Source organism: Amycolatopsis sp. NPDC052450 (assembly GCF_044547565.1).
Taxonomy (GTDB): Bacteria; Actinomycetota; Actinomycetes; order Mycobacteriales; family Pseudonocardiaceae; genus Amycolatopsis.
This window is the reverse complement of sequence record NZ_JBIUAQ010000011.1, coordinates 229,972-254,301: the sequence shown is the minus strand read 5'-3', so window position 1 is coordinate 254,301 and position 24,330 is coordinate 229,972. Positions and strand designations below refer to the sequence as shown.

General features: G+C 70.1%; 24 protein-coding genes. 20 read left to right on the top strand and 4 right to left on the bottom strand.

Annotation, left to right across the window (positions count from 1 at the left end):
- Window positions 1-172 precede the first annotated feature (172 nt).
- Window positions 173-691, bottom strand: coding sequence for an inorganic diphosphatase (locus ACIHAO_RS20875; protein ID WP_125786179.1), 519 nt, complete (start codon window positions 689-691; stop codon window positions 173-175).
- Window positions 692-858: 167 nt separating this feature from the next.
- Between ACIHAO_RS20875 and dacB the strand changes: the two genes are divergently transcribed.
- The 13 genes from dacB to folK all read left to right on the top strand — a co-directional run bounded on the left by dacB (window position 859) and on the right by folK (window position 14,274).
- On the top strand, window positions 859-2,925 hold the full coding sequence (dacB, locus tag ACIHAO_RS20870; protein ID WP_396560148.1) for a D-alanyl-D-alanine carboxypeptidase/D-alanyl-D-alanine-endopeptidase: 2,067 nt from the start codon (window positions 859-861) through the stop codon (window positions 2,923-2,925).
- Window positions 2,926-3,025: 100 nt separating this feature from the next.
- A complete protein-coding gene (locus tag ACIHAO_RS20865; RefSeq protein WP_396560158.1) occupies window positions 3,026-4,054 on the top strand; it encodes a zinc-dependent metalloprotease in 1,029 nt (342 codons plus the stop codon).
- Window positions 4,051-5,025, top strand: coding sequence for a tRNA lysidine(34) synthetase TilS (tilS, locus tag ACIHAO_RS20860; RefSeq protein WP_396560146.1), 975 nt, complete (start codon window positions 4,051-4,053; stop codon window positions 5,023-5,025). The genes ACIHAO_RS20865 and tilS overlap by 4 nt, the downstream gene beginning before the upstream one ends.
- A gap of 13 nt (window positions 5,026-5,038) precedes the next feature.
- The gene (gene hpt / locus ACIHAO_RS20855; RefSeq protein WP_396560144.1) at window positions 5,039-5,602 is read left to right on the top strand and encodes a hypoxanthine phosphoribosyltransferase; all 564 of its coding nucleotides are present in this window, start codon (window positions 5,039-5,041) and stop codon (window positions 5,600-5,602) included.
- Between the two features lie 145 nt (window positions 5,603-5,747).
- Window positions 5,748-6,113: a hypothetical protein gene (locus ACIHAO_RS20850; RefSeq protein ID WP_125791195.1), complete on the top strand. Its 366-nt coding sequence runs from the start codon at window positions 5,748-5,750 to the stop codon at window positions 6,111-6,113.
- Between the two features lie 17 nt (window positions 6,114-6,130).
- The gene (locus ACIHAO_RS20845; protein WP_396560142.1) at window positions 6,131-7,501 is read left to right on the top strand and encodes a WXG100 family type VII secretion target; all 1,371 of its coding nucleotides are present in this window, start codon (window positions 6,131-6,133) and stop codon (window positions 7,499-7,501) included.
- 66 nt (window positions 7,502-7,567) lie between these two features.
- Complete coding sequence (locus ACIHAO_RS20840; RefSeq protein ID WP_396560140.1) at window positions 7,568-8,362, top strand: ESX secretion-associated protein EspG; 795 nt, start codon at window positions 7,568-7,570, stop codon at window positions 8,360-8,362.
- Window positions 8,363-8,559: 197 nt separating this feature from the next.
- A complete protein-coding gene (locus tag ACIHAO_RS20835; RefSeq protein ID WP_396560138.1) occupies window positions 8,560-9,393 on the top strand; it encodes an ESX secretion-associated protein EspG in 834 nt (277 codons plus the stop codon).
- 201 nt (window positions 9,394-9,594) lie between these two features.
- Entirely contained in the window at window positions 9,595-12,012 is a 2,418-nt protein-coding gene (gene ftsH / locus ACIHAO_RS20830) for an ATP-dependent zinc metalloprotease FtsH (protein ID WP_396560136.1), read from the top strand.
- Window positions 11,981-12,595, top strand: coding sequence for a GTP cyclohydrolase I FolE (folE, locus tag ACIHAO_RS20825; protein WP_396560134.1), 615 nt, complete (start codon window positions 11,981-11,983; stop codon window positions 12,593-12,595). The genes ftsH and folE overlap by 32 nt, the downstream gene beginning before the upstream one ends.
- Complete coding sequence (gene folP, locus ACIHAO_RS20820; protein WP_396560132.1) at window positions 12,592-13,434, top strand: dihydropteroate synthase; 843 nt, start codon at window positions 12,592-12,594, stop codon at window positions 13,432-13,434. The genes folE and folP overlap by 4 nt, the downstream gene beginning before the upstream one ends.
- Entirely contained in the window at window positions 13,427-13,786 is a 360-nt protein-coding gene (gene folB, locus ACIHAO_RS20815; RefSeq protein WP_396560130.1) for a dihydroneopterin aldolase, read from the top strand. The genes folP and folB overlap by 8 nt, the downstream gene beginning before the upstream one ends.
- Entirely contained in the window at window positions 13,783-14,274 is a 492-nt protein-coding gene (folK, locus tag ACIHAO_RS20810) for a 2-amino-4-hydroxy-6-hydroxymethyldihydropteridine diphosphokinase (protein WP_396560128.1), read from the top strand. Before folB ends, folK begins: the two co-directional genes overlap by 4 nt.
- A 390-nt stretch (window positions 14,275-14,664) precedes the next feature.
- Here folK and ACIHAO_RS20805 read toward each other — a convergent pair whose 3' ends face one another.
- Window positions 14,665-15,606, bottom strand: a complete 942-nt coding sequence (locus ACIHAO_RS20805; protein ID WP_396560126.1) for a MerR family transcriptional regulator — start codon at window positions 15,604-15,606, stop codon at window positions 14,665-14,667.
- A 60-nt stretch (window positions 15,607-15,666) separates the two neighbouring features.
- Here ACIHAO_RS20805 and ACIHAO_RS20800 point away from each other — a divergent pair, with 60 nt between their 5' ends.
- The 7 genes from ACIHAO_RS20800 (at window position 15,667) to ACIHAO_RS20770 (ending at window position 22,675) form a co-directional block, all read left to right on the top strand.
- Window positions 15,667-16,128: a DUF3180 domain-containing protein gene (locus ACIHAO_RS20800; protein WP_396560124.1), complete on the top strand. Its 462-nt coding sequence runs from the start codon at window positions 15,667-15,669 to the stop codon at window positions 16,126-16,128.
- A 69-nt stretch (window positions 16,129-16,197) separates the two neighbouring features.
- Window positions 16,198-18,219: a DUF6779 domain-containing protein gene (locus tag ACIHAO_RS20795; RefSeq protein ID WP_396560122.1), complete on the top strand. Its 2,022-nt coding sequence runs from the start codon at window positions 16,198-16,200 to the stop codon at window positions 18,217-18,219.
- Between the two features lie 28 nt (window positions 18,220-18,247).
- Entirely contained in the window at window positions 18,248-19,417 is a 1,170-nt protein-coding gene (locus tag ACIHAO_RS20790; RefSeq protein ID WP_396560120.1) for a PrsW family intramembrane metalloprotease, read from the top strand.
- 135 nt (window positions 19,418-19,552) lie between these two features.
- Window positions 19,553-20,479, top strand: a complete 927-nt coding sequence (locus ACIHAO_RS20785) for a Rossmann-like and DUF2520 domain-containing protein (protein ID WP_396560156.1) — start codon at window positions 19,553-19,555, stop codon at window positions 20,477-20,479.
- On the top strand, window positions 20,476-21,384 hold the full coding sequence (panC, locus tag ACIHAO_RS20780; protein WP_125786163.1) for a pantoate--beta-alanine ligase: 909 nt from the start codon (window positions 20,476-20,478) through the stop codon (window positions 21,382-21,384). Before ACIHAO_RS20785 ends, panC begins: the two co-directional genes overlap by 4 nt.
- Before the next feature lie 12 nt (window positions 21,385-21,396).
- Complete coding sequence (gene panD / locus ACIHAO_RS20775) at window positions 21,397-21,891, top strand: aspartate 1-decarboxylase (RefSeq protein WP_125683507.1); 495 nt, start codon at window positions 21,397-21,399, stop codon at window positions 21,889-21,891.
- Between the two features lie 4 nt (window positions 21,892-21,895).
- Window positions 21,896-22,675, top strand: coding sequence for a type III pantothenate kinase (locus ACIHAO_RS20770; RefSeq protein ID WP_396560117.1), 780 nt, complete (start codon window positions 21,896-21,898; stop codon window positions 22,673-22,675).
- A gap of 46 nt (window positions 22,676-22,721) precedes the next feature.
- Here ACIHAO_RS20770 and ACIHAO_RS20765 read toward each other — a convergent pair whose 3' ends face one another.
- The gene (locus tag ACIHAO_RS20765; protein ID WP_396560115.1) at window positions 22,722-23,486 is read right to left on the bottom strand and encodes a class I SAM-dependent methyltransferase; all 765 of its coding nucleotides are present in this window, start codon (window positions 23,484-23,486) and stop codon (window positions 22,722-22,724) included.
- Window positions 23,483-24,256, bottom strand: a complete 774-nt coding sequence (locus ACIHAO_RS20760) for a class I SAM-dependent methyltransferase (protein ID WP_396560113.1) — start codon at window positions 24,254-24,256, stop codon at window positions 23,483-23,485. Before ACIHAO_RS20760 ends, ACIHAO_RS20765 begins: the two co-directional genes overlap by 4 nt.
- Between the last annotated feature and the right edge of the window lie 74 nt (window positions 24,257-24,330).

Sequence of the window (24,330 nt, the reverse complement as noted above, 5' to 3'; positions counted from 1 at the left end):
TTTCGGGGGGGGTGGGGGGGGGGGGGGCGGCCCCCAACCCCCGTGGCCCCCCCCCCCCCCCCCCCGCGCCCCCCCCCCCCCCACGGCCGGCGGGCGATCCGTGAGTGCTTAGAGGCGAAGGGGCCCTTCATCGCACGTGATGCGGTGAAGGGCCCCTTCGGCACTTAAGCGACTAGTGAGCCGCCGGACCGTCGACGGCCTCCTTGGCCAGCCGGTCGGTCTCACGCTCGAACGAACGCTGGATCTCGGCCTCGGCCTCGGAACGCCCGACCCAGCTCGAACCCTCGACGCTCTTGCCCGGCTCCAGGTCCTTGTACACCTCGAAGAAGTGCTGGATCTCGAGCTTGTGGAACTCGTTGAGGTGGTGGATGTCGCGCAGGTGCTCCAGGCGCGGGTCGTTCGTCGGGACCGCGAGGACCTTGTCGTCCGGGCCCTTCTCGTCGGTCATCCGGAACATGCCGATCGCGCGGCAGCGGATCAGGCAGCCGGGGAACGTCGGCTCCTGGACGAGCACCAGCACGTCGAGCGGGTCGCCGTCCTGGCCGAGGGTGTCGTCGATGAACCCGTAGTCGGCGGGGTACTGCGTGGCGGTGAACAGCGTCCGGTCGAGTTTGATCCGACCGGTCTTGTGGTCCACCTCGTACTTGTTGCGCTCCCCCTTGGGGATTTCGATAGTGACGTCGAATTCCACGCCGGCCTCGCTGCTCTCGTCTTTGGTACGCCCCGCCGTCGCGGACGGCTCACCGAGTTCATGGTCTTGTCTTCACTAGTGTGGACCACGGGGGCTCGGGCGGTCGCATCGATGTGGTCGTATGTGAGCTTGGCCCCTTCCCCGGACGGTGGATGAAGGAGCGTTGAGTGCCGGAAAACGATGTCCCGATGTGGCCGTCGGACGACAAGGACACCTCATCCGCCGAGCCCAAGGGCGCCAAGAGGGAGGGTGAGGCCACCGTCTGGCTGCCCATGTCGGGCCTGGCGAACGGCAAGACCGAAGAGCTGTCAGTGCCGAAGGTCACACCCGAAAGTGGCTCGTGGTTCCAGCCCGTCGTCGAGGTCAGTGACATCGACGAGGAACCGGACGTTCCGGAGACCCCGACACCGCAGTGGTCCGCCTTCGAGCCGGTGACGCCGGTGAAGCCGCCCGAGGCGGAGCAGCACGAAGAGCCGAAGACGCTCTTCGTCAAGCCGGTCCAGCCGCAGCACAAGGACGAACCGGACTGGGACCAGTTCGACCGGGGCGCCGCCACCCCGCACCGTGACGCCGAGCCCTCGAGACCCGAGCCGAGCCAGGAACCCCCGAGGCAGGAACCTCCGCGTCAGGAGCCGCCGCGCCGTCCCGAGCAGAACCGGGTCGAGCCGCCGCTTCCCGCGCCGGTCCCGTCCGCGACCATGCACGCGCGCCCGGTCCGCATCGAGCCGTCCGAAGAGCGCTTCGACTCCGAAGCCACCGTCGGGATCCAGCGGCCCGAGCCGCCGTCCCAGGAGCCTCCAACAGCCGAATCCGAGGCCGCGCCCGCGCCGAAGCCGAAGCGCAAGCGCAAGGCCCTGCTGATCACGACCCTGGTCGTCGTCCTGTTGCTCGCCGGGATGGGCGCCGCCGCCGCGATGCCGAAGGTGTCGAACCGGCTCGGCCTGCCTTGGGCGCCGAACGCGCCGAAGGGGGAGATCCCGAAGCCCGCCGGTGTCACCCGGGTCCTGCACGGACCTGACGTCAACGGCGTCGCGCCGACGAAGGAAGGGCTCGCGGCCGCGCTGGCCGGTCCCGCCGGTGCCGCCGACCTCGGCACGCTCACCGGCACCGTCGTGGACGCGGCGACCGGCGACGTCCTCTGGGACAAGAACTCCGGCACCCCGCTGACCCCGGCGTCGACCACGAAGATCCTCGTCGTGGCGGCCGCGCTGCTGTCGATGGACCACGGGACGCAGTTCTCGACGAAGATCGTCCAGGGCGCCGAGCCGGGCACGGTGGTCCTCGTCGCGGGCGGCGACCCCTCGCTGACGTCGCTGCCGCTGGGCACCGACTCGCCGCTGTACCCCGGCGCCGCGCACGTCGACGACCTCGTCGCCCAGGTCAAGAAGGCGGGCGGCGGCAAGATTTCCAAGGTCCAGCTGGACATCAGCCTGTTCAAGGGCCCGACGTCGGCGAAGGGCTGGGATCCGGAGGACACCGCCGCCGGGAACACCTACATGGCGCCGGTCCTCCCCGTGATGGCCGACGGCGGCCGCACCGACCCGAAGAACGACCATTCGCCCCGTATCGCGAATCCGGCGGCCGCGCTGACCCAGAAGATCGCGGGGAAGCTCGAAGCCCAAGCCGGCGGTACGACGACGGCGCCGAAGGACGCGAAGGTGCTCGGCGAGGTCAAGTCGCAGCCGCTCGCGGAGTTCGCCAACTCGCTGCTGCAGCTTTCGGACAACCTGATGGCCGACGTCCTCGCCCGCCAGCTCGCGCTCGCGAAGGGCGCCGAGCCGTCGTTCACCGGCGGCGCGGCCGCGACGATGGACGTGCTCAAGCAGGCCGGATTCGACCTCACCGGCGTCCAGATCAACGACGGCAGCGGACTGTCCGACCAGAACAAGATCCCGGCCAAGGCGCTCAGCGAGATCCTCGCGGTCGCGGCGGCGCCGGACGGCAAGGATCCGCGGACGGCCAAACTGCGGCCCCTGCTGGCGGGCCTTCCCGTCGCGGGCGGCAGCGGGACGCTGGAAAGGCGCTACGGCGATCCCGCGTCGGCCGCGGGCCGCGGCTGGGTGCGCGGCAAGACCGGCACGCTGTCCGGGGTGAACACCCTGGCGGGCGTGGTGCTGGACACCGACGGCCGGATGCTCGTCTTCGCGCTGATGTCGTCCGGTTCGGACCAGAACAAGGGCAGGGCCGCGCTCGACGTCGTCGCCGCGACGCTGCACAAGTGCGGCTGCCGGTGAGCGACCGGAATCGGAGCGTGAGGAAGTCGGGACGGAAACCGGTCTTCCAGCGGGTAGCGTCATAAGAGTGACTGAGGAAACGCCGACCAAGACACGTTCGATGGTCGACTGGTCCCTGGCCGCCTCGACGGGCGCCCTCCTGGTGCGTGGCGGTCCGGCGGTCGACCGCGAAGTGGCCGAAGAAGCCGTCGCCGATCTGCGCGAGCTGACCAGTGAGGCGGAGGGGCACGTCCGCGAGCTGACCGGGCTCGGCCTCGACCTGCCGCTGCTGCCCGCCGAAGTCGTCGACAGGCCCGGCTGGGTCCGCTCGGCCGCCGCGGGGCTCGACGCGCTCACCGGGCGCGCGCTGCCGGAGGCACAGGGTGGTCCGCTGGCGCCCGTGCTGGCGGGTGGCGCCGGTGTCCAGACCGGTCTGGTGCTCGCCTTCCTGGCTTCCCGCGTGCTCGGCCAGTACGACCCGTTCGGCGGGCCGGAACGCCGTGGGCAGCTGGTGCTCGTCGCGCCGAACGTGGTCGCCGCCCAGCAGGCGATGGACGTGCCGGGGCACGATTTCCGGCTGTGGGTGTGCCTGCACGAATGCACCCACCGGTTGCAGTTCACCGCGGTCACCTGGCTGCGCGACTACTTCGCCGACGAGGTCGAGCGCCTGATCGGCGGGCTCGCCGGCCGTGACGCGGACGGGCTGAGCGATCTGGTCGGCCGTCTGCCGGACACCATCAAGCAGATCGGCAAGGGCAGGGCGGGCGGCGCCGGGCTCGCCGAACTCCTGCAGTCGCCGAGCGAACGCGCGGTGTTCGACCGGCTCCTCGCCCTCTCCACGTTGCTGGAGGGGCACGCCGATTTCGTGATGGACGCCGTCGGGCCGCAGGTCGTGCCGAGTGTCGAGCTGATCCGTTCGCGGTTCACCGCGCGGCGCAAGGGCGGCGGGCTGATCGACCGCGTGCTGCGCAGCCTGCTCGGCGTGGACGCGAAGCTGCGCCAGTACGAACAGGGCGCGAAGTTCACCAAGCACGTCGTCGACGCCGTCGGCATGGACGGCTTCAACGCGGTGTGGACTTCGCCGAACACGTTGCCGACCAGGGCCGAGATCACCGATCCGGCGGCCTGGGTGCGGCGCCTGCACGGGTGAGCGGACCGGATCCGGCGATCGCGGCCGTGCGGTCGGCCGTACGGGATTTCCTGGCGTCGGCGACCGTCGCCGACGAGGTGTGTGTCGCCGTCTCCGGCGGCGCGGACTCCCTGGCCTTGGCCGAAGCGGCGGCGTTCGCCGGCTCCCGCGCCGGGCTGAAGGTGCGGGCACTCGTCGTCGACCACGGCCTCCAGGCCGGTTCCGCCGAGACCGCCGCTCAAGCCGCGAGTACCGCGCGGGAACTGGGCGCCGACACCGCCGAGGTCCTGAAAGTGCGGGTCGAGGGCGCGGGCGGGCCGGAAGCCGCGGCCCGCCGGGCCCGCTACGGCGCCTTGCGTTCGGCGCTCCCCGGCGGGCACGGCCTCGTCCTGCTCGGCCACACCCTCGACGACCAGGCCGAAACCGTCCTCCTCGGCCTCGGCCGGGGCTCCGGACCGCGATCGGTGGCCGGGATGCGGCCGCACGACCCGCCATGGGGGCGGCCGCTGCTCGGCGTCACCCGCGCCACCACCCGGCAGGCGTGCCGGGCCCTCGGCGTCGACCCGTGGCAGGACCCGCACAACGACGACCCGCGGTTCACCCGTGTCCGGTTACGGACGGAAGTACTGCCCCTTCTGGAGGAGGTGCTCTCCGGAGGTGTCGCGGCCTCGCTGGCCCGCACGGCGGCGCAACTGCGCGAGGACACCGAGGCGTTGGACACACTCGCGGCCGAGGTCCACCTGCGCGCCTTCACCGGGGAAGGGCTCGACGCCGCGGTGCTCGCCACCGAACCGCCCGCGCTGCGGCGGCGCGTCCTCCGCAGGTGGCTGCTGGACTCCGGGGTCCGCGAACTCACCGACGCCCACCTGCGTTCGGTCGACGCGCTGGTGGGGAATTGGCGGGGCCAGGGCGGGGTCTGGCTACCCGGCGAGTTGGTGGCCAAGCGGGCGCATGGCAGGCTCTTGCTCGAAGCACCCCAGTCCACCACCTAGAGGGGATCGTCCCGTGTACGAAGGCGAGATCGCCTCCGTGCTCGTCACCGAGCAGCAGATCAACGACAAGATCGCCGAACTGTCCGCGCAGGTCGCCGCGGACTATCCGGCCGACGGCCCCGGCGCGGGGCGGGGTGACCTCCTGCTCGTCGGCGTGCTCAAGGGCGCGGTGATGTTCATGACCGACTTCGCCAGGGCACTCCCTCTTCCTTCGCAGCTCGAGTTCATGGCGGTCTCCTCCTACGGCTCGGCGACGTCGTCGTCCGGCGTGGTGCGGATCCTCAAGGACCTCGACCGCGACATCGCCGGCCGCGACGTCCTCATCGTCGAGGACATCGTCGACTCCGGGCTCACGCTGTCCTGGCTGTTGAAGAACCTCGCCAGCCGCAACCCGGCCTCGCTCGAGGTCGTCTCGCTCCTGCGCAAGCCCGAGGCGGTCAAGGTCGACGTACCGGTCAAGTACATCGGGTTCGACATCCCCAACGAATTCGTAGTCGGATACGGCCTGGACTACGCGGAGCGTTACCGGGACCTGCCCTACATCGGCACCCTGGATCCGCACGTTTACACGTCCTGAGAACCGCTTGCCCGCGTCCGGGGAAATGCGGAACCCTGAGCACCGAGAACGCGTCATAGGCTTCGATCAAGTGCGTTAACCTATGCGAAGACCAATGCCGACGAAGCCATCGTGGCCTGGCCCGGGGGAAACGGAGAGAGCTCAGATGGGGAACAGCAGCTTGGCGGACGCGAACGCGTTCAAGAACGCCGCGGCCCAGGGTCAGGTCGGGATCGACCCGGACGCGGCCCAGACCGCCCTGAACAAGATCCGCACCGGCAAGGACGCCGTCGAGGCCCTGCTGCAGCGCGCGGGCGACCTCGGGCAGGCGCCGAAGCTGGGCAACAACCCGGTCGGCAACGCGATCGCCGCGAAGGTGGCGAACCGCGCCGACGGCGGCGGCGACTCGTACGCCGCGGCACTCCAGAACCTGTACCAGCAGTACGAGGCCGCGGAGTCCGGCATCGTGATCGCGATGGCCCGGTACCACGAGATCGACCAGGCCGCCGCCGAGCCGTTCCGTAACGTCTGAGGGGGAGTCAGAAAGCCATGCCACCGAAGCACAGCGCCGACTCTTACGGCGAGAGCAGCACCAGCACGCCGGTCCAGCTCGGCGACAACTCGCACGCCGAGGGCATCGTGTCGTCCGCCCGCGGCCGTTCCGACGGGTTCGACATCGGCGCCGACCGCGCCATCACCAACCCGCCGAACTGGGAAAGCGCCGCGAGCAGCCAGGACCTGTGGAACCAGGCCAACCTCGGCAACGACCCGAGCACCGCGACCAGCATCAGCCAGTCCTGGGGTTCGCACGGCAGCAAGCTGAGCCAGGCCTCGAACGACCTCTACAACGCGATCTCCGAACTCGGCGCCGCCTGGATCGGACAGGGCGCGGCCGCCGCGCAGGGTTCGCTGGTCGCCATCGCGAACTCGGGTTCGCAGGCATCCGAGGCCGCGCGCACGATGTCGGACAGGCTGCAGAAGCAGGCCGACGCGGCCACCAAGGTCAAGCTCATGCCGAAGCCGACCGACTACAGCCCGGAGAAGGCGATGGCGCAGGCCCTCGCGGCCGGTCCGGTCGGCATGATCACCGACCAGAAGCCCCTCGCCGACCAGGACAAGGAAGTGCGGGCGGAGCAGGCCAGGTTCCTCGAGGCCTACACCAAGGAGATGAGCGAGGTCGACAGCTCGACCCCGAGCTTCGGCCCCGAATCCCTCGGCATGAAGCCGACCGCCACGCACAACAGCGCTTCGTTCAGCGGTGTCGGCAGCGTCGGCGGCCCGGGCCTCAACTCGGGTGCGGTCTCCGGTACGCCGGTCCTCGCCGGCACGCACGGCTACGGCGGCGCGCACGGCAGCGTCGGGGCCCCGCTCCAGGCCGGTCCGGACGCGGGTTCGTTCTCGCAGGCCGGCTACACCCCCGCCGCGGGGAACCTGCCGGCTTCCGGTGTCGCGCCGGGTGCCGGCGTCGCCTCCGGCGCGGGCGCCCCGATGGCGACCCCGCACGCCCCGGCGAGCGGCGGCAACGGACTCGGCCAGGCCCTCACCGCGGCCGCGCTCGGCGGCGGCCTCGGCTACGCCGGCGCCAAGGCGCTCGGACAGGGCAACAAGTCCGGCGCCAAGGACACCGACAGCACCGACGCGTCGGCCACCGAGAAGGCCCCCGCGCAGAGCGCCGCGTCCCAGGCCGTGCCGCAGCAGGGCATCGTGTCCTCCAGCGGCACCATCGGCGCCACCCCGCCGCCGATGCAGGGCATGGGCGGCGGCATGGGCATGGGCGCCCCCGGCGCGCAGGCCGAGCAGGAAGAGGAGCACACGCACGCGTCGTTCCTCATCGAGCCGGACCCGGACGACGCCTTCGGCGCCAACGAGGCGACCCCGCCGCCGGTCATCGGCGCCTGGACCGAAGACGACGAACGCTAGAGCGGTTTTTCACCGGGCGCGCGGCCGATCCGGCCGCGCGCCCGCTGACTTGTTTGGGGGCGGAAAATGGCGAACGGTGACCTGCTCACCCCGGTCGAGCTGGACTTCCTGTGGGAAAGCGCGAACGCCGGTGAACTGCCGTACCCGCTGCGGCTCCGCTCGCACGGGGCGACCATGGACGAGCGCGGCGCGCTGCGGACGCAGACGCTCCAGTCGCTGAACCAGCGTCGTCTCGCCGACGAACGCGGCCGTCCCGAACCGCATATCGAGGACTACTTCGGTGTCCTCGCGCGGCCGGACCTGAGCCTGGACTGCGTCCAGCTCAACAATCCCGGCACCGAACCGCTGCTCGCGGTCGCCTCGCTGCTCGGCGGGCAAGGCCTGCTGACGGTGCAGGACCCGCGCGGATTCCACTTCCACCCCATCGCCCCGGACGGCCTCGCGAGCGCGATCGTCTCCCTCCTGCCGCCGGGTTCGCGCGGCACGGAGAAGTCGATCACCCTCCCGCTGGACGGCCTGGTCGGCGCCTCGGGCGCGGACTTCCTCCAGCGTCGTCAGCCGCAGGTCGACGGCTCGGCGACGTCCGACGAGGACCGCAAGGCCCTGTCGCGGCTCCAGGCGCAGCCGCGGCTTCGCGGTGGCCAGTTCGGCGCCAACGCGCGCAGCAAACACGGCACGCGAACCCGGTCTTCGGTGCTGAGCTGGTTCGACACCCAGTCCGGCCGGTACTTCACCCAGGCCACGCGCGGTTCCGACGGACGGGACTGGATCACCATCGCGCCCGCGGACCCGGCGACCCTGCGGCACCGGCTCACGGAAATGCTGGGGAAGATCGCGGCGGACGCTTCGCCCGCACGCTGATCTCTCGGTCCCTTCGCGTGCAATGAAAGGCCCCTTCATTGCAAAATTTGCAATGAAGGGGCCTTTCATTGCACGTCCCGGCGCCCGGAACACGGACGTTTCCCGGATCCGGCCGCCGACTGTCGTACCCCTTCGCTATCGTGAACCCCCTGGGTGTCCCGAGGCCCAGGAGCCAAGGTGCCGGGAGGGCACGGAGCATGCACCAAGAACACTTCACACCGATGGCGTTCGACTTCCTCTGGGAGTCCGCCGAGCTCGGCGACGTGCCTTATCCGCTGCGCGTCCGTTCGCACGGCGCGACGGAGGCCGAGCGCCGGGCGTTGCGCCAGCGCACCGACGTCGAACTCCAGGCCCGCGGGATCCGCGACGGCCGGGGAAGGCTGGAGCGGAGGATCGAGGACTGGCTGTACCTCCTCGCCCGCGGTTCGCTGACCATCGACGCGCTGCACATCCCCGAGTTCCAGGCCCCGACGGTCGCCCTGCTCGGCGCCACCGACGGCCGCGACGGGGTGATCGCGATCCAGGACCAGTCCGGGATCTGGCTGCGGGAGGCACCCGCAGACGGTCTCCCGACAGCGGTCGTCGAGCTGCTGCCGCCGGGTCAGCGCGGCTCCGAGGCGTCCGTCACGCTGCCGATCGACGACGCCCGCCGCACCGAGCCGATCCGTGCCGCCGTCAACCCGACGAAGAAGGCCGAGGAGCCCGAAGCGGCGAAGGTGCGTCGCAAGGAGAAGTCCCGCGTCTCACTCAGTGACCGCATCACCGCGGATCCGCGTGAGGCGTTCGGCAAGCTCACCGGCCAGCCGAGGCTGCGCGGCGGTCAGCTGGCAGCGAACAGCCGGTCCCACGTGGGCGCCAAGCAGCGGTCACGGGTCCTCGGCTGGTTCGACACCGCCAGCGGGCGCTACCTCAGCACGTCACAGGCAGGTCCGGACGGCCGCGAATGGGTCACCGTGTCACCCGCTGACATCAAGACACTCCGCACGCGACTGGGCGAAATGGCCGCTGGTGTGGCGGTTGACACACGTTAGGGTGGCCGCCCCGTTCACGCTCCGGGAACCCTCGCGCGGCGTCCGCCGTTTACGTCCGAGAGGCTCACCACCCTCGTCCGTCCAGGCGGGCGGTATCCTGAGGGGCGGGTGTCGGAGCACCATGGGTCGTCAAGATCGTGATGGCGGGTATCACAGGAGCCGCCCAACCAGGAAGGGTCGAGGCCACCAGGGCCGAGTCGTATGAACCGGAAGAGCGTGCTCAAGAACCCAGTGCTCTGGATTCTCGCGGCGGTACTGGCGTTTCTCGCATACAACACGATCTTCGACAGTGATCGTGGCTATACCCAGGTGCCGATCTCGATCGCGAACCAGCAGATCACCACGAACAACGTCAAGGAAGCCTCGCAAGAGGACAAGGAGCAGCAGATCAAGCTGCTGCTGAACAAGAAGATCGAGGTCGACGGCCAGCAGGTCGACCAGATCATCGCGCAGTACCCGGCGAACGTCGCGGGCACCATCTACGGCCAGCTCATCGGCCTGAAGAGCGGTGACAACCCGGTCAAGTTCACCACCAAGGTCACCCAGCAGAACGTCCTCACGCAGATCCTGATCTTCGCCATCCCGCTGGCGCTGGTGCTCGGCCTGCTGATGTGGATGATGAACAACGCCCAAGGCGGCGGGAACCGCGTCCTCAACTTCGGCAAGTCGAAGGCCAAGCAGCTCAACAAGGACATGCCCAAGACGACCTTCGGGGACGTCGCGGGCGCCGACGAGGCCGTCGAAGAGCTGTACGAGATCAAGGACTTCCTGCAGAACCCGGCGCGCTACCAGGCGCTCGGCGCGAAGATCCCCAAGGGCGTGCTGCTCTACGGGCCGCCCGGTACCGGTAAGACGCTGCTCGCGCGGGCCGTCGCCGGTGAGGCGGGCGTGCCGTTCTACACGATCTCCGGTTCCGACTTCGTCGAGATGTTCGTCGGTGTCGGCGCGTCCCGTGTCCGCGACCTGTTCGAGCAGGCCAAGCAGAACGCGCCCTGCATCATCTTCGTCGACGAGATCGACGCGGTCGGCCGCCAGCGCGGCGCCGGCCTCGGCGGCGGCCACGACGAACGTGAGCAGACGCTGAACCAGCTCCTCGTCGAGATGGACGGCTTCGACGCGCGCGGCGGCATCATCCTGATCGCCGCGACCAACCGTCCCGACATCCTCGACCCGGCGCTCCTGCGTCCCGGCCGGTTCGACCGCCAGATCCCGGTGTCCGCGCCGGACATGCGCGGCCGCAAGGCGATCCTCGAGGTGCACGCCAAGGGCAAGCCGATCGCGCAGGGCACCGACCTGAGCGGTCTCGCGAAGCGGACCGTCGGCATGTCCGGCGCCGACCTCGCGAACGTGCTCAACGAGGCCGCGCTGCTCACCGCCCGCGAGAACGGGCACGTGATCACCGACGCCGCGCTGGAGGAGTCCGTCGACCGCGTCGTCGGCGGCCCCGCCCGCAAGAGCCGGATCATCTCCGAGAAGGAGAAGAAGATCACGGCCTACCACGAGGGCGGGCACGCGCTCGCCGCGTGGGCGATGCCGGACATCGAACCGGTCTACAAGCTGACGATCCTGCCGCGCGGGCGCACCGGCGGTCACGCCCTGCTCGTCCCGGAGGACGACAAGGAGCTGATGACCCGTTCGGAGATGATCGGGCGCCTGGTCTTCGCGATGGGCGGCCGGACGGCGGAGGAGCTCGTCTTCCACGAGCCCACCACCGGTGCCTCCTCCGACATCGAGCAGGCGACCAAGATCGCCCGCGCGATGGTCACCGAATACGGCATGAGCGCCCGGCTCGGCGCGGTCAAGTACGGCCAGGAGCAGGGCGACCCGTTCCTCGGCCGCTCGGCGGGCCGTCAGGCGGACTACTCCCTGGAAGTCGCGCACGAGATCGACGAGGAGGTGCGCAAGCTCATCGAGACCGCGCACACCGAGGCGTGGCACGTGCTGAGCACCTACCGTGACGTGCTGGACGAGCTGGTCATCGAGCTCCTCGAAAAGGAGACGCTGACCCGCAAGGACCTCGAGCGGATCTTCGCGACCGTCGAGAAGCGCCCGCACATCACCATCTTCAACGAGTTCGGCGACCGCAAGCCGTCCGACAAGCCGCCGATCAAGACCCCCGGCGAGCTGGCGATGGAGCGCGGCGAGCCGTGGCCGCCGCCGGAGGAGAAGAAGGAGCAGCCGGTGCTGCAGCCGGCGCCGACCCCGGTCGGCACCGCGCAGGGCGGCGGCGACCTTCCCGGTGGCCCGCCGTACACGCAGCCCGCTCCGCCGCCGGACCCGAACGCGAACCCGTACGCCCCGCCGCCGCCGGGCGCCTACCCCAACGGTGGTCGCCCCAACGGTGGGCCGAACGGCACCGGTCACTGGCCCCAGGCATATGGTGGGCAGCAGCCGGGTGGTCCGGCAGGCGGTTACCAGGGTGGGCCCGTTGGCGGCCCGCCGAACTACGGGGCTCCTCCCGGATGGACCCCGGCCACGCAGCCGGGCGGCCAGCCGAACCAGCCCTGGCGTCCCGCCGAAGACCGCCCGCGCGACGGCTGGTTCGCTGACCAGCCCGGCGGTCAGCAGGACGAAGGACAGCAACGGCGTGACGACGGACAGGACGACACCAAGCGGTAACGGCGCAAGCCCGGTCTTCGATCAGGACCGGGCCGAGAAAGCCGTACGCGAACTCCTGCTCGCCTGTGGTGAGGACCCGGACCGGGACGGTCTCCTTGAGACCCCGGCCCGGGTCGCTCGCGCTTACCGGGAAATGTTCGCCGGGCTCTACACCGAGCCGGACCACGTCCTGGACCGCACGTTCGACGAGGCACACGAAGAACTCGTGCTCGTGACGGACATCCCGATGTTCAGTACCTGTGAACACCACTTGCTGTCATTCCATGGCGTCGCCCATGTCGGCTACATCCCCAATGAGCACGGCAAGGTCACCGGCCTGTCCAAACTGGCCCGCCTCGTCGATCTCTACGCCAAACGCCCCCAGGTCCAGGAGCGCATCACCTCCCAGGTCGCCGACGCGCTGATGCGCAAGCTCAAGCCCCGTGGCGTGATCGTCGTGATCGAGGCCGAACATCTCTGCATGGCCATGCGCGGCATCCGCAAACCCGGCGCCAGGACGACGACGTCCGCGGTGCGCGGGCTGCTGCAGACTTCGGCGTCCTCGCGGGCGGAGGCACTGGATCTGATCAAGGGCCGTCGATGACCGCCCTGCCCCGGCCCGGCCGGTGCGCGGTGATGGGCATTCTGAACGTCACCCCGGATTCCTTTTCGGACGGTGGCCGCTACCTGGGTGTCGAGCAGGCGCTGGAGCACGCGCACGAGATGTGGGCGCGCGGGGCGGATCTGATCGACGTCGGCGGGGAGTCGACGCGGCCGGGAGCGTCCCGAGTGGACGCCGATACCGAGATCTCCCGGATCATGCCGGTGATCCGCTCACTCGCCGCCGATGGTGTCGCGATGTCCGTGGACACCACTCGCGCCGAGGTCGCCCTCGCCGCGGTCGAGGCGGGCGCGTCCGTCATCAACGACGTCTCCGGTGGGCTGGCCGATCCGAACATGGCGAAGGTCGCCGCCGAGACCGGTGCCCCGTACGTACTGATGCACTGGCGCGGGCACAGCAAGGACATGAACGCGCTGGCGTCCTATGAGGACGTCGTCGCGGACGTGCGCGCCGAACTGCTGTCCCGAGTGGACGAGGCGGTCGCCGCGGGCGTCGACCAGAGTGCGATCGTGCTCGACCCCGGGCTCGGGTTCGCGAAGAACGCCGAACACGACTGGGCGCTGCTGAACAGACTGGATTCCCTTCTGTCACTGGGTTTCCCGGTTCTCGTCGGCGCTTCGCGCAAACGGTTCCTCGGGCGCCTTTTGGCCGGAAAGGACGGAAAGCCCGCTCCGCCGGACGGCCGCGAGGACGCGACCGCGGCCGTGTCCGCGCTCGCCGCGGCGGCCGGAGCCTGGGGAGTGCGGGTACACGAGGTGGGCGCGAGCATCGACGCCGTGACCGTCGCGGCGGCTTGGCGGAAGGGGAGTCCCGTTGTCTGACCGGATCACGTTGACCGGATTGAGGGTCTTCGGCAGGCACGGGGTCTTCGACCACGAGAAGCGGGACGGGCAGGAGTTCGTCGTCGACATCGTGGTGTGGCTGGACCTCGGCCCGGCCGCCGCCTCCGACGACCTGACCAAGACGCTGCACTACGGCGAACTCGCGGAACTCGCCGCCGGGATCGTCGCGGGCGAGCCGTACGACCTCATCGAGAGCGTCGCCGGGAAGATCGCCGAAGAGGTGCTGCGCGACGAGCGGCTGAGCGCCGTCGAGGTGACGGTGCACAAACCGTCCGCGCCCATCCCGCTGAACTTCGACGACGTCGCCGTCACGGTGCGACGCGAACGATGAGCCGCGCGCTGCTTTCGCTCGGTTCCAATCTGGGGGACCGGCTCGCGTTCCTTCAGTCCGCCGTCGACGCCGTGCGGCCCGCGATCGTCGCCGTGTCGTCGGTCTACGAGACCAAGGCGTGGGGCGTCGAGGATCAGCCGGACTTCCTCAACGCCGTCGTGCTGGTCGACGACCCGGCGCGTGACCATTGGGACTGGCTGCGCACGGGGCAGGCCGCAGAGCAGGCGGCGGAACGCGTGCGCGAACTCCGCTGGGGGCCGCGCACGCTGGATGTCGACATAGTGACCGTGGACGGGGTGCGCTCCGACGACCCCCAGTTGCTGCTTCCGCATCCCGGTACGCCGGAGCGCGCGAGCGTGCTGATCCCCTGGCTGGAAATCGAGCCCGACGCAGTACTCCCCGGCCACGGTCCCGTCGCCGACCTCCTCGCCGCCCGCCCCGCTTCGGACCGCGACTCCGTGCGGCCGACGTCGCTCACCCTCGCCTGACCCGTCCCCCTCCGCAATTCGTCACCTACTTGCGATAGTTCGGGATACGAACCACCGCAAGTTGGTGACGAAACGCGCCTCGGGCGGAGGGGTGTGTGGATATAGGGACGTTGAGCGTCCCTATATCCACACACCCCTCACGTTCAGTCACCTCTCGGTCGTGACCGGGCCGGTGATGCGGGCACCGTGTGGATTTTGTGGCGTTGGATGACCAGAAATCCACACGGTCGCCGCCCGCCTCCTGCCTGCGGAAGTTGGCAACACGAACCACCGCAAGCAGGTGCCTAATTGCGCGGGTGGGTGGCTTTCGCAACACGCCCTTTGCCGCGCCCCGGTGCGACTCGCGACCAACCACCGCAAGTAGGTGACGAAACGCGGAGGCGATAGCTGCTATCCCAGCGCGGCGCGCAGGGCGGCGATGATCCACTCGGCCTCCCGCATCTGCGAGGGGAACGACGGCCAGCCGTTCATCTTCCCCAGCAGGTGCCAGTACCGCTCGGCGCGCGGGTCCATGCTGATCGACATCCCGTCGGCCAGCCGTTTCCGCCAGGCCGGGTCGGCGGGGTCCTGTCCGTTCCGCGAAGACTGCGTGAAGATCGTCTCCGCCAGTTCGCGGCCCGCGGCCGAGTCAGGCGCGAGACCGGCTTCGAGCGCTTCGGTCGCCTTCTCCCTCCACGCGGTCCACAGCTGTTGCTGCTTCTCGCCGAAGTCCGCTCCGTCCTCCTTCCGGAGCTTCGAGTGCCACTCGCTCATCCGGCGGATCGACGCGCGGAACTCCTCGTCCTGGACGAGTTCGGCGAACTCGATCCAGGCCTCCAGCTGCTCGGGCGTCGGGTCGTCGGGCAGTTCCGGTTTCGCCGAGCGCATCCGCTCGTAGAACTGCGGGTCCAGCTCGAGCCCTTCGACCATGTCCGCCCAGAACTCGTCGAGCAAACGTTTGCGGTCCTCGTCCGACATCGACGCGAGTTTGTTCATCAGTTCGACCTCCTCCAGTGGTGAGTCCCGTTTGGCCACCGCTCGCAGGACCGCGCGGCGCAGTTCCAGCCGCCGGATCTGCTCGTCCAGGGCGGCGACGTGCTGGACCGCGAGGTCCCCGATGGTCGCTTCCCTGGTCAGCGCCCGCTCCACGTCCGCGAGGCCCAGCCCGAGTTCCCGCAGCGTCCGGACCAGCTCCAGACGCGCCATCGCGGTGGCGTCGTAAAGGCGGTAGCCGGCGTCGGTGCGGTCGGTCGGTGGCAGGAGTCCTTCGTCGGAGTAGAAGCGGATGGTCTTCACCGGCAGGCCGGTCCGTTTGGCCAGCTCCCCGATGGTGAAAACCGCTGCGGTGCCCATATGCTTCATCGTCGACTCTCCAGTTGGTGGAGAGTCAAGCCTGCCAGGTAGCGTTGTTCCATGCACTTCACCCGGCCACGCGAGCTGGCGGTGGCCGGCCTCCTGGGTCTGGTCCTGGCCTATCTGGTGTTCCAGGTCGCCTACGGATCGATCCCCGCGCTTCCGCTCTTCGCCGGAATCACGTTGCTCGTCCTCGCGCTGTGCGAGGTCGTGCTCGCCTTCATCATCCGTTCGCGGATCAAGGAGGGCCGCGTGCTCGCCGCGATCTCCGTCGCCCGATCGGTGGCCCTCGCCAAGGCCTCGTCGCTCGCCGGATCCGCCATGACGGGGGTCTGGCTGGCGGCTTTCGCGTATCTTTTTCCGCGACGTGACGAACTCCTCGCGGCGGGCGGTGACCTCCGTTCGGCGACGGTCGGGATCGTCAGCTCGGTGGCCCTGGTAGCTGCGGCTTTGTGGCTCGAACACTGCTGCCGGACCCCCGAGGGCGGTGATCGGGACCCCGATCCCGAGCCGACCGGTTAACGCTCGAGAGCCACCGCTCGAAGTACCGACTAGGTCTCGTTCGGATTACTAGAAGGTACGGTGTTGGGCATGACCGGGGTGGGTGACGACTCGCGCGGCCGCCTTGCGGGTAGGCCGTGGCTTGTCGTCGGCTTGGTTCTCGCCGTCGGCGCGACTCTCGCATTGGTGCTTTCCGACGACCTCCGCTACTTGCGGCTGGGCATCGTCGCGGCGCTGTGGGCCGCCTTGATCGGTGCGTTCCTGGCCGTCCGCTACCGCAAGCACGTGTCACAGAGCGAGGACGCCGTCGCCGAGGCGCAGGCCGTCTACGAGCTTGAGCTGGAACGCGAGATCGCCGCCCGCCGCGAGTTCGAGCTGGAGATCGAAGCGGAGAGCCGTCAGGTCGCCGAGAACCGCTCCCATGACGAGCTCGAAGCGCTCAGAGCCGAGGTGAGCGCCCTGCGTGAAAGCCTCCAGTCGCTCTTCGGCGGCGGCGAGGTCCTCCTCGAACGCGTCGCGCTCACCGCGCAGGCCACCCGGATGCGGTCCCTCGACAACAAGCAGCTGATGAGCGCCGGCTCCGAGAACGGCAACGGCAAACCCCAGCTGATGCCCGCCAAGAGCACCACCATCGACGTCGACGAGCGTGAGCGCGACCGCCCGACCGAGATGATCGACCGTGTCCTCGAACCCGCGTCCGCGCGGGCGGGCACGCCGCCCGCCGCCCGTCGCAAGCCGTCGAACGGCCAGGTCAACGGCACCAACGGCTACGGCCAGAGCAATCAGGTCCAGCGGCCGAAGCCGGTCGACGAGTCCACTCGCCGCAGCATGCGCAAGGCGGACGCCCGCGCTTCGAAGGCGGCCGAGGCGCTCGCCGCCGAAGCCGCCCGCCGCGAGCGGCTCGAGATGTCCAACCCCGCCATGTCGCCGGCCGAGGTTTCGCAGCCCCAGCGTCTGGAACCTCAGCGCAAGACCCCGCCGCCGGTGACGCCCGCCGAGGTGTCGCGCCCGTCCATGCCGGGTGTCTCCCGCGCCGAGGTCTCGCAGCCGTCGATGCCCACCGTCGCCCGGCAGCCGCAGCGTCCGGAACCCCAGCGCCCCGAGCCCCAGCGCAACGAACCGACTCGCCGTCCGCAGCCTTCGCTGCAGCAGCGGCTCGACGCCGGAACCGTGCAGCGGCCGCCCGCGCCGCGCCCGGAGGAGCAGACCCGCAAGGAGACGCCGCCGGTGAAGCCCGCCGCGCAGGCGAAGCCGGTCAAGCGGGTCGAGCCGGATCGTCCGCGGCCGAACCGCGAGCTCGGCCTGACCCGTCCAGGGATGAAGCCGGTCGAGCGGTCCCACCCGGCCGGTGGCACGCCGCCGCCCGCGAACAAACCCGCCCAGGAGCCGATGGAGGCCACCGGCGAGTGGAAGCCGTCGTGGACGCAGGAGCGCCCGGTGTCCGACCTGAGCGCGGCGTTCCCCAGGAAGGACGACTTCCAGGACCGGCTGCGCCCGATGCCGCCACCGAAACCGCAGCAGCCCCAGCCGTCGGCGTCGCAGCCGCGGCCGGAACCGCGCCCCGAGCCGCGTCGTGATCCTGAGCCGCCGACCCCGCTGTCGATCCCCATGCCGATCCCTGTCGTGTCCGAGCCGCCTCGCCGGGCAGAGCCCGTGCGGCAGCCGGAGCCCGAACCGGTACGCCGTCCGGCCGCCGAGGCGCCGTCGCGGCACGGCGGTGGCACCGAGAAGCCGCCCGCCGTCAACCCGACGCTGCCCGAAGAGGTCCGCCTGACGCAGAACGGCGGCGGACGCCGTCGCCGGGCGGCGGAGGACTCCTCGGTCTCGCTCACCCCGGCCCCGAACGTTCCGGAGCCCACCGGTGGCGGCCGTCGCCGCCGCCCGGACGGCGAGCCTCCGGCTTGGCAGAACTCCGAGTCCTCCAGCGGCCGTCACGGCGGCAGGCGGGCGAAGCCGGAGGAGGAGGCGCCGTCGCGCAACGGGTCTTCGCACAGCCGTCCGGAGAGGCCCGCCGCGGGTTCCCACGCCTCCGGCCGGTCGGTGATGGACCTGCTCGCGGCGAACGGCGCGAACGAGTCCACCCCGCGGCGCAGGCGGCGTGCCGAAGACTGACCGTATCCCGACGGTAGGGTGACCCGCTGTGAGCGAGCCTTCCTCCCCGGCGCCCGGTCTCGACCGGCCACGCCGGTCTCGGTCGATCACCGTGCTGCTGCCGGTGCTCGGGCTGATCGCCGTCGCGCTGTGCGGGCTGTTCGTGTTCGGCACGGTGACCGAGAAGGTCGGCTTGCCCGCGGTGACGATCGGTGTGCTCGCGGCGCTGGTCCCGGTCGCCGTGGTGGTCACGGCCTTCCTGTGGGTCGACCGCTGGGAACCGGAACCGCCGAAGCTCCTGCTGCTGTCCTTCGTCTGGGGCGCCTGTGTCGCGACGATCATCGCGCTGCTGCTCAACAGCGGCGCCGAGGCTGTCGGTGACCTGCTGCTCGGCACCGGCGTCGGCGGCAAGATCAGCGGACTGGTCTCCGCGCCGCTCGTCGAGGAAGCCGCGAAGGCGGCCTTCATCCTGCTGCTGTGGTGGCGCCGCCCGATCGAGTTCGACGGCGTCGTGGACGGCATCGTCTACGCCGGCTTCACCGCGGCCGGGTTCGCCTTCACCGAGAACATCTATTACTTCGGCCGCGCCTTCGCCGAGCACGGCTTCGGTGACGGCACGAGCGCCGGCGTGCTCGCGGCGTTCTTCCTCCGCGGCGTGCTTTCGCCGTTCACCCATCCGCTGTTCGCCGTCATGACCGGGATCGGGCTCGGCATCGCCGCGAGCAGCAAGGTGCGCTCGCTGCGGATCCTGGCGCCGATCGGCGGCTACGTCGTCGCGGTGCTGCTGCACGCGCTGTGGAACGGTGCCGCGCTGCTCGGCGGCGCCAAGACCTTCCTGAACGTCTACTTCCTGATCATGGTGCCGCTGTTCATCGGGGTCTTCTCGGTGGTGGTCATGCAGCGGCGCCGCGAGCAGCGGATCGTCGCGGCCGCGTTGCCGCTGATGGTCGACGCGCGCTGGATCGCGCCGTCCGAGGTGCCGCTGCTGGCCAGTCTGTCCGGGCGGCGGTCGTGGCGGAAACAGGCGCGGAAGCAGTCGGGGCGGGAGGCGGCGAAGGCCGTCGGCCGCTACCAGGCCAGCGTGACCGAGCTCGCGTTCCTGCGGCGTGGCCGGAAGCTCACCGACGAGGCCAAACAGCGGCAGCGTGAGCTGCTCCAGGTGCTCAAGACGTCGCGCGCCGAGGCCGTGCGGCTGGCCGACGGCGCGCCACGCGGGTGACCACTGTCAGGTGAAGCTGGTCACGAGGGTCGGTTCAGACACGGGCCGGAGGGTTACTCTCGCGCCGTCGTCTGGTACCCGCGCCCACCGAGCGGGACTGGAACGAGTTGAGGAGTTTTCGACCATGAGCGTCCACTGGCGAACGCCATGATGAGGCCCGCTCGCCTGGCCGTCGGCGTCGTTTCCGCGGGCCGGGTCGGCAGTGTCGTCGGTGCCGCGCTCTCCAGGGCCGGGCACACCGTCGTCGCCGCTTCGGGCCTTTCCAACGCTTCGGTTCGCCGGGCGGAGCAACTGCTCCCCGACGTACCCCTCTTGCCGCCCGACGAGGTCGCCCGCCGCGCCGACCTCGTCCTGCTGGCCCTGCCGGACGACGCGCTCGCGGGGATGGTGCGCGGCCTCGTCGCCACCGGCTCCCTGCGGGCCGGCCAGATCGTCGTGCACACCTCCGGGTCGCACGGCATCGACGTCCTCGCGCCCGCCGCCGAGGCCGGGGCGCTGCCGCTGGCCCTGCACCCCGTGATGACCTTCACCGGCCGCGCCGAAGACCTCGACAGGCTGGCCGCGTGCAGCATCGGCGTCACAGCCACAGAGGGTGACGAAGCGGCGTGGAACGTCGGTGAGGCGCTGACCGTGGAGATGGGCGCGGAACCCGTCCGGGTCCCTGACGAAGCGCGAGCGCTCTATCACGCGGCGTTGGCGCACGGCGCGAACCACCTGATGACGCTGGTCGCCGATTGCGCGGAATTGTTGCGGGAGGCGGGAATCGCCCAGCCCGAACGCCTGGTGGCTCCGTTGTTGTCGGCGGCGTTGGATAATGTTCTCCGACACGGGGACCGGGCGCTGACCGGGCCGGTGGCCCGTGGTGATCTCGGCACCGTGCGTAAGCATCTCGCGGTGCTTGCCGAACGTGGCCCCGACGTCGCCCCGAGCTATCGCGCGCTGGCCAGGCGCACGCTGGCGCGCGGCGACGCCGCCGGGCTACTGGATGCCTCGGCCGCCGCCGAGCTCACCGAACTCCTGAGTGATCCCGCAGATCCCGCCGAAGGGCAGCAAAACCAGTGACCACACCGAAATTCGCCCGAGGCACGCTGCACACCTTCCAGCCGCCCGAGCAGGTCAGCAAGGTGACGCGTGCCCTGCACGGCGTCGGCCGCAAGGTCGCGCTGGTGCCCACGATGGGCGCCCTGCACGCGGGCCACCGTGAGCTGATCCGCCGGGCGAAGCGGCTGCCGAACACGGTCGTCGCGACGTCGATCTTCGTGAATCCCCTGCAGTTCGGGGAGGGCGAGGACTTCGAGGCGTACCCGCGTCCGCTGGACAAGGACCTCGAGGTGCTGAAGGAGGACGGCGTCGAGCTGGGCTTCCTGCCCAAGGCGTCGGATCTGTATCCCGACGGGGCCACCGTCACGGTGCATCCCGGCGCGCTCGGCGACGAGCTGGAAGGCGCGGTGCGGCCGGGGCATTTCGCCGGCGTGCTGACCGTGGTGGCGAAACTGTTCAACATCGTGCGGCCGGACTACGCCTTCTTCGGGGAGAAGGACTACCAGCAGCTGGTGCTGATCAAGAAGATGGTGCGTGACCTGAACTTCGACACCCGTGTCATCGGGGTGCCGACGGTCCGGGAACGCGACGGGCTGGCGTTGTCCTCGCGCAACGTCTACCTGACTCCGGAACAGCGCGAGGACGCGATCGTGTTGTCGGCGGCACTCACCGCGGGTGCCTTCGTCGGACGCGACGGCGCGGAAGCCGTGCTGGCGACCGCCAGGCAGACCCTCGCCGCGCGTCCGGCGGTCGAGGTCGACTATCTGGAATTGAGGGGAACCGACCTCGGGCCCGCGCCCGCGGACGGTGAAGCGCGGTTGCTGATCGCGGCCAGGGTGGGGAGTACCCGGCTGATCGACAACGTCCCGGTGATGCTCGGCGCCGCCGTCGACCATCCGGAAAACGCGCTGGACGCAGGGGAATAGGGAGAGTCCACGATGTATCGCACGATGCTGAAATCGAAGATCCACCGGGCGACGGTCACCCAGGCCGATCTCCACTACGTCGGTTCGGTGACCGTCGACGAGGACCTGATGGACGCGGCGGATCTGCTGCCGGGCGAACAGGTGTCCATTGTGGACGTCACCAATGGCGCGCGGCTCGAGACCTACGTGATCGCGGGCGAACGCGGCAGTGGGGTGCTCGGCATCAACGGCGCCGCGGCGCATCTGGTGCACCCCGGGGATCTGGTGATCCTGATTTCGTACGCGCAGATGGAGAACGCCGAGGCGGCCTCGTTCCGGCCGCGGGTCGTCTTCGTCGACGCGGACAACCGGATCGTCGAGAAGGGCGCCAACCCCGGTCACGCGCCGGAGGGTTCCGGGTTGTTGAGCGGCACCGTGACGCTGGCCGACGACGACACGATGACCTTCCCGGTCGCCGAAACCGCCGACGCCCGCCGTCTCGACGCGCTTCTGCACGCCGAAAGCTGAGCCCTTGCTGCTCACGGTCGACGTCGGTAACACCAACATCGTGCTCGGCCTGTACTCCGAGAGCGAGCTGATCGGCGACTGGCGGATGCGCACCGACGCGCGGATGACCGCCGACGAACTGGCGTTGACCATGCGCGGCCTCCTCGGCTCGCACGCGGACGCGATCACCGGGATCAGCGCGCTGTCCACGGTTCCCGCCGTGCTGCGGGAACTGCGCGTGATGCTTTCGCGGTATTACGCCAAAGTGCCGAAGATCGTCATCGAGCCGGGGGTGCGCACCGGCGTGCCGCTCCTGGTCGACAACCCCAGGGAGGTGGGCGCGGACAGGCTGGTGAACACCCTGGCCGCGCACCATCTGCACCCGTCCACCGCCTGCGTGGTGGTGGATTTCGGGACTTCGACCAATGTGGACGCCATTTCCGCCAAGGGCGAGTTCCTCGGCGGCGCGTTCGCGCCCGGTATCGAGATCTCGGTCGACGCGCTGGCCGCGCGGGCCGCGGCGCTGCGCAAGGTGGAGCTGGTGCCGCCGCGGTCGGTGATCGGGAAGAACACCGTGGAATGCCTGCAATCCGGCATCCTCTACGGCTTCGCCGGCCAGGTCGACGGCCTGGTGAAGCGGATCAAGCGCGAGCTCTCGCCGGGCGGGACCGATCCCGTCGCGGTGATCGCGACCGGTGGCCTCGCGCCCTTGGTGCTCGAGGAGTCCGAAACGATCACCGAGCACGCGCCGGATCTCACCCTCCTGGGCCTGCGCCTCGTCTACGAGCGCAACCACCGCGTTTAGTCCTCTGAATGCGGTCCTTGCGTGTTCGACTACCGCATTCAGAGGACTAAACGCGACGGGAAGCGACGATCAGGACCCGCCGCGTCATCAGGTCCTGGTTCCGCAGGACGACTTCGAGGCTCGCCCGCAGTTTCGCCGGATCCGTGCCGGATTCCGCGGCCAGTTCCGCCACGCGCTCCAGCGAGAGTTCCACGGTCCGCCGCTGCCTCGCCTGCCAGTCCGGCGTCTCCTCGTAGGAAAGGACGTCGAACCCGGCCGCTTCCAGTAGCGGCCGGTGGTCGGGCACCTGCGGCGGCCGGTTCTCGGGCTGCCCGTCGAAGTCCCAGGTCGTGACGAGCAGGCGCCCGCCGGGCACGAGGATCCGCGTGAACTCCTCGCAGGCGCGCCGCTTGTCGGGCGCGAACAGCAGCGCGTCGACGCTCATGACCGCGTCGAACGACGCGTCCTCCAGACCGGTGTCCGAGAAACTGCCGACCTGGAAGTCGGCCGCGTCGACGTCCATCGCTTCGGCGCGACGCCGCGCCGAAGCCAGCGCCGTCTCCGCGATGTCGACGCCGGTGAGCGTCGCGTACGTGCGCGCGGCGACCCACAGGCCCGGCCCGCCGCGCCCGCAGCCGATGTCGGCCAGCCGCCCGCCCGGTGCCAGTCGCGCCCCGGCCACGATGTCGCGCAGGTCGGTCCGGGTCACGAAGCTGTAGGTGTCCAGTTCGGCGGGGTACTCGTCGCCGTACGCCTCGGCCCAGATCCCCGCGGACACCGCCGACGCGGGCGCGCCGAACGTCGCCGTGAACGCCGCCTTCCAGTCGGTCATCGTTTACCCGCCCGGAAGACCGTGGTGATGAGCGGAAGGTCGAATTCCCCCGAGGCGGTTTCCGGGTTCCGGTCGAGGAATTCCCGCGCCGCGCGCAGTTTGGCGGCGCGTTCCGCTTCCGGGGCCACCAGCAGATGCGAATGGGTGGCGATCGTCTCCACCAAGCTTTCCGCCGTCCTGGGTTGTTTGTGGCCGAAGGTCTCCTTCTCGAACGGTTCGAAGGCCTCGTGATCCGGCAGCGATTCGTAGTCGCTCAGCCAGCGCCTGCTCATCGAGCTCTTGATGAGCGTGTTGAACTCCGCCAGCCAGCCCGTCGACTCGTCGTCGTGGTTCCACAGCGCCACAACGACTCCGCCCGGCCTGAGTACCCTGGCCATCTCCGGATAGGCCCGGTCGAGGTCGAACCAGTGGAACGCCTGCCCGGCGACCACGGCGTCCACGGACTCGTCCGGCAGCGGGATCCGCTCCGCGGTCCCGATGAGCGGGGTCACGGCCGGGAGCGCCTTGGCGAGCTCTTCGAGCATCTGCGCGTCCGGTTCGACCGCGGTGACCGTGACGTCCAGCGCGAGCAGGCCCATGCTGACCTTGCCGGTGCCCGCGCCCAGGTCGAGGACCCGTTCCGGTGTTCCCCGGGCGCCGGCCAGCCCCCAGGCCAGTGCCTTTTCCGGATAATCCGGCCGATGGGCGGCATAGGCGGCGGCCTTCGCGCCGAACGAGGCGGCGCGGCGGGCGTGCAGTTCGGGTTCGATGCCGGGAGTGGATGAGTTCACGCGAACCAGGTTAATGGAGAGAAAACCGGCCGGTCCGGACTCGGAAAAGGTAATCCGGTTGGCGTAGGGAAGCG

Excerpts from the sequence above, each read along its gene's own strand:
- ACIHAO_RS20865 (WP_396560158.1), top strand. The coding sequence starts at position 3,026 with ATGGTCGACTGGTCCCTGGCCGCCTCGACGGGCGCCCTCCTGGTGCGT.
- ACIHAO_RS20850 (WP_125791195.1), top strand. The coding sequence starts at position 5,748 with ATGGGGAACAGCAGCTTGGCGGACGCGAACGCGTTCAAGAACGCCGCG.
- ACIHAO_RS20845 (WP_396560142.1), top strand. The coding sequence starts at position 6,131 with ATGCCACCGAAGCACAGCGCCGACTCTTACGGCGAGAGCAGCACCAGC.
- ACIHAO_RS20840 (WP_396560140.1), top strand. The coding sequence starts at position 7,568 with ATGGCGAACGGTGACCTGCTCACCCCGGTCGAGCTGGACTTCCTGTGG.
- ACIHAO_RS20835 (WP_396560138.1), top strand. The coding sequence starts at position 8,560 with ATGCACCAAGAACACTTCACACCGATGGCGTTCGACTTCCTCTGGGAG.
- ftsH (WP_396560136.1), top strand. The coding sequence starts at position 9,595 with ATGAACCGGAAGAGCGTGCTCAAGAACCCAGTGCTCTGGATTCTCGCG.
- folP (WP_396560132.1), top strand. The coding sequence starts at position 12,592 with ATGACCGCCCTGCCCCGGCCCGGCCGGTGCGCGGTGATGGGCATTCTG.
- folK (WP_396560128.1), top strand. The coding sequence starts at position 13,783 with ATGAGCCGCGCGCTGCTTTCGCTCGGTTCCAATCTGGGGGACCGGCTC.
- ACIHAO_RS20805 (WP_396560126.1), bottom strand. The coding sequence starts at position 15,606 with ATGGGCACCGCAGCGGTTTTCACCATCGGGGAGCTGGCCAAACGGACC.
- ACIHAO_RS20800 (WP_396560124.1), top strand. The coding sequence starts at position 15,667 with ATGCACTTCACCCGGCCACGCGAGCTGGCGGTGGCCGGCCTCCTGGGT.
- ACIHAO_RS20795 (WP_396560122.1), top strand. The coding sequence starts at position 16,198 with ATGACCGGGGTGGGTGACGACTCGCGCGGCCGCCTTGCGGGTAGGCCG.
- panD (WP_125683507.1), top strand. The coding sequence starts at position 21,397 with ATGTATCGCACGATGCTGAAATCGAAGATCCACCGGGCGACGGTCACC.
- ACIHAO_RS20765 (WP_396560115.1), bottom strand. The coding sequence starts at position 23,486 with ATGACCGACTGGAAGGCGGCGTTCACGGCGACGTTCGGCGCGCCCGCG.